This is a genomic window from Frankia sp. CoBUL1 (genome assembly GCF_978021245.1).
Window position 1 is genome coordinate 1 of sequence record NZ_CDXDOS010000291.1, and the last position, 3,855, is coordinate 3,855.

6 protein-coding genes are annotated in these 3,855 nt (G+C 67.1%); 2 read left to right on the top strand and 4 right to left on the bottom strand.

Features of this window, described 5'->3' with window-relative positions; genetic code table 11:
* Positions 1-111: 111 nt before the first annotated feature.
* The 4 genes from AC08OX_RS15720 to AC08OX_RS15735 are packed head-to-tail and all read right to left on the bottom strand — an operon-like array spanning position 112 to position 1,469.
* Positions 112-585, bottom strand: coding sequence for a hypothetical protein (locus tag AC08OX_RS15720; RefSeq protein ID WP_476608501.1), 474 nt, complete (start codon positions 583-585; stop codon positions 112-114).
* The gene (locus tag AC08OX_RS15725) at positions 582-863 is read right to left on the bottom strand and encodes a hypothetical protein (protein ID WP_476608502.1); all 282 of its coding nucleotides are present in this window, start codon (positions 861-863) and stop codon (positions 582-584) included. Before AC08OX_RS15725 ends, AC08OX_RS15720 begins: the two co-directional genes overlap by 4 nt.
* Complete coding sequence (locus tag AC08OX_RS15730; protein WP_476608503.1) at positions 860-1,132, bottom strand: hypothetical protein; 273 nt, start codon at positions 1,130-1,132, stop codon at positions 860-862. The genes AC08OX_RS15725 and AC08OX_RS15730 overlap by 4 nt, the downstream gene beginning before the upstream one ends.
* Positions 1,125-1,469 carry a DUF397 domain-containing protein gene (locus AC08OX_RS15735; protein ID WP_476608504.1) on the bottom strand — a complete coding sequence of 115 codons (345 nt, stop codon included), beginning with the start codon at positions 1,467-1,469 and terminating at the stop codon, positions 1,125-1,127. Before AC08OX_RS15735 ends, AC08OX_RS15730 begins: the two co-directional genes overlap by 8 nt.
* A 276-nt stretch (positions 1,470-1,745) precedes the next feature.
* Between AC08OX_RS15735 and AC08OX_RS15740 the strand changes: the two genes are divergently transcribed.
* The gene (locus tag AC08OX_RS15740) at positions 1,746-3,170 is read left to right on the top strand and encodes a hypothetical protein (RefSeq protein WP_476608505.1); all 1,425 of its coding nucleotides are present in this window, start codon (positions 1,746-1,748) and stop codon (positions 3,168-3,170) included.
* A 183-nt stretch (positions 3,171-3,353) separates the two neighbouring features.
* The coding region (locus AC08OX_RS15745; protein ID WP_476608506.1) for a methyltransferase domain-containing protein at positions 3,354-3,855 on the top strand (502 nt) is incomplete at its 3' end.

A 3,855-nucleotide genomic window follows, 5' to 3' on the forward strand; every position in this document is an offset into this window, starting at 1 on the left:
TGAGAAACCCGTCGCCCGTCCGGCCGCCGAGATAGCGGCCCCACCGGGGAATCCTGCCCTGCTTGATCGTCCACATCCGGCCTGGCGGATCGCCGTTCCTCGCGTCTGGGCTCATAGCCGCTTCCCCGCTGTCAAGGCGGCGTACCGGGGCAGGGACATCACTTCCCACACCGTGTGTTCCACCCACCGGCCCCGTCCGCCTAGCAGCCGGACCCGATGCGACACCGGCATCAGCCCGCCACCCCCGAACTCCTCGGGTCGCAGCGCACAGCCGACCGTGACCACCGGCATGTCCACCCCGGCCGCCACCCGGTCCCCGTGGATGTACCGGCCGAGCAGAAACGCCAGCCGGGTGTTCCCCGGCGGGCAGGTCCGGGGGTGCGCCGTCACCGTGGCCACCCCGTCCTGTGCCGTGGCCACCACCGCCGCGGGCAGCAACGGCCCGTCCTCCACCGGCCGGACCCTCACCTGCACAGCGCGGTTACAGTCCACCTCCAGCACCGGCCCGGCCAGAAGCAGCCCGTCGCCACCGGGGAGCTCCACGTCCGGAACGTTGCCGGCCTGCACGTCCCACAGCCGGGTCACCGTGTCTCCCGCCCCGGCCGGGCGCCACCGTGGAGCAGACAACCCAGCCGTGGTGCCGGCCCGTCCGGCAGCACCCCCCAGCGGGTTGCCGTGCACGAGGTCCGCCCGATCGTCCACGTCACCCGTACCAGCAGGTCTTCCACCAGGATGGGCAGTTCCACCACCGGTTCCCCGGCCCGGGCATGCGCCCACCGGTGGGCCCGGTCGAACTCCGCCCGCGGAAAGCTGGTGATCAGTACACCGTCGCCGTCCAGGACCAGCAACGGCCATCCGGTCACAGGACCACCACCGGATCATCCGGCCGGTGCAGCACCAACGCCGGCACCACCAGCCACTCCCCATACCCATGGGCGCGGGCATGCCGGTCCGCGTCCCGGGGGGTGGCGAAGTAGCCGACCACCCCGTCCACGTCCCGGTCCGGCCCGTCGACCACCGCCACCACCCACACCGTGGCCGCCTGATCCGCCCCCGTGCCGGCCAGGATCCGTGACCATGCCTCCGACCAGCCCGACCCCGTCCCATCCCCGACGCTGGCACGCTCACCCATCACCGGCCCCCGCACCGGCAGCCGGGGGAACCGGCAACGCCGCCAACCGGGCGAACCCGAACTCACCCCGGCGCACCCCGGCCAGGAACACCGCCCACTCGCGGGCCTCGAACAGCAACCCCGCCCCCGCCGGGATCCGGCCGTGCCGCACCGCTACCCCCGGGGCATCCAGCAGCCCGAGCACGCCGACCGGCACCGCGGCCACCTCCACCGCCCCCAGGCCGGCCCGCGCCGTCCGCCACCAGGCCAGACGATCCCGCCCCCGCACCGGCACCTCACACTCCAACCGGGCAAAATGCTCGTCCTCCCACCGGCCCACGGCCAGGACCCCCCTCATCTCGTGATCACAAGGTGGCCCCGGGCAGGCCCCACCCCCGTGGAACAGCCCACCCGGAACCGTTCACGGCGCCCGCCGAGGACACGAAGGCCAACCCGGCAGGAACCGCCGGGCATCACTATCGGTGCACCCGATCGCGTCGAATAGTGACAGATCACCATGCGTGACGGTGACCTGCTGGTGTCACCCCGGCCTTCTCGGTGCCATCAGCAATACGTGCCGGATCTGTGTCGTACCGTGAGGTAGACGCCACGACTGTTTGCGAAGAGGTGCGGCATGATCTCCCCTGGCGCTGACGAGGCCCCGAACCTGCTTGCCCGTCTCGTCCACGAACGCTGTTGGAGCGTGACCGACTTCCGCCGCCACTTCGAGCAGACCGCCAAGGCGCTTGGTAGGTCGGCGGACGGCATGCCCCAGGTCAGCGAACGGCAGGCCAAACGATGGCTGTCTGGAAAGGTCGCCCGCCGGCCCTACCCGGTTGCGTGCCGAGTCCTCGAAAAAATGTTCTACTACCCTGTAGACAGCCTGTTTGCACCTGCCATCAACTCTTACGCTTCGAGAGGATTCGATAACTCTAAGTCGTCTTCCGTCGTTTCCGCACTCATGCCCGCCCACGCCGACACCGCCGGGTCATACACCAGCCCCCATGTACGGGATGACCAGAAGCGATCAGGTGCCGACAGTTCCGACCCGGCGTGGACAAGAGAGATTTCTATGTCCCTCCGCCGAACCCGTGACTTTCTCCTCCTTGTGGAACGGCCCGACCTCGGCCCGGCCATGCTCGACGAGATCCACGACGAACTACGCCGCATCGCCCGCGCTGTCCCCACCCAGCCGATACCGACCTTCTTCCCCGACCTGCTTGCCTTGCAGGATCTCACCTACCGACTACTGGAAAACCGTCAACACCCCTCCCGAGACCTGTACCTCCTCACTGGTGCGACTACAGCACTGGTTGCGGCCATCTGCAACGAAGTCGGTAAGCCGCAGGCCGCAATCACGCACACGAGAGCCGCCTACTTCTGCGCGGACCACGCGGGTCATGAGCCGCTGAAGATATTCATACGCGGCGTCCAAGCGTTGACCGCCTATTGGGCAGGCTGGACAGCCGACGCCGCCCGCTACTGCCAGCTTGCCGCAACCCTTGGCCCCGTCTCCGGCACCGTCGCCGTCTGGCTGCCCTCCCTCGAAGCACGTATACATGCCGCGCAGGGCAGTGCCGACGCCGCAACCCAGGCTATCCGCCTCGCCGCTGAGGCTCGCGAACGGGTGATGCCCGATGACTTGGACGACATCGGCGGCGAAATGACGTTCACGTTTCCGCGTCAGCTCTACTATGCGGCCGACGCCTATGTCTGGTTGCCCGACCAGCCCGCCGACGCCGAACGAGCCGCGGTTGCCGCCGTCGACGCCCACGAGTCCGCAGCTGGAGACGAGCGCAGCTACGGCAACGAAGCCCTGTCTCGGGGCGCGCTCGGCCTTGCCCGAGCCCGAAACGGCAATCTCGACGGTGCTCAGGACGCACTCCGCCCAGTGCTCGATCTCCCAGTCGATCTTCATATTGCCTCGATCCGACAAGCGGTGCGCCGTGTCCACGGCGTCTTGACAACCCCAACCCTCGTCAGCTCTCCTACCGCCCGTGAGCTGATCGCCGAGACCGAGCACTTCATCCGGACGTCCCCGCTGGCGCTCCCCGGCTGACAGCTTGGAAATTTACCTCTTTCACCACACCTTCGTTAGGAGATCCATGGGGAAACACTCGACGCCCCCTCCGGACTGTCCGCGATGTGGAGGAAACGGAACGATCACTGTCGCCACCGATGGTAAAGAAGAACAGAAAACAGAAACCGTGACCTGCTCGACATGCAAGGGAACGGGGAAGGCGTGAGGCGGGAAGATTTCATCCCTGACGTTATCTGGGTCAGACGGGGCGACGGGTGGATGGTGCCACTGCGCCGATCTGACGATCCTGAACGATGGCTGACCCTGGTCAGCAGCGATGATTCGATTGTCACCCAGGCCGACGACGGGGAACTCCAGGACGGTAAGGGCGTCATCCCGACCAGCTCAAGTAGTGCGCCATCGGTCATGAAGAAGATGATCGATCTGCTTGACGTGCGGGCAGGCATGAACCTCCTAGAGATTGGAGCAGGAACCGGCTATAATGCCGCCTTTCTCGCACAGAAAGCCCATCCCGGGCATATCACCACCGTCGAGGTAGACGATAAGATCGCCGAGCACGCCCGGCAGGTCCTATGCAGGACCGGATATCCGGTCGCAGTCGTTACAGGTGACGGCACCCTGGGATGCCCCGAGCGCGCCCCCTACGACCGCGTCATTTCCACCGCCAGCGCGGTAGAGATTCCCTACGCCTGGGTGGAGCAAA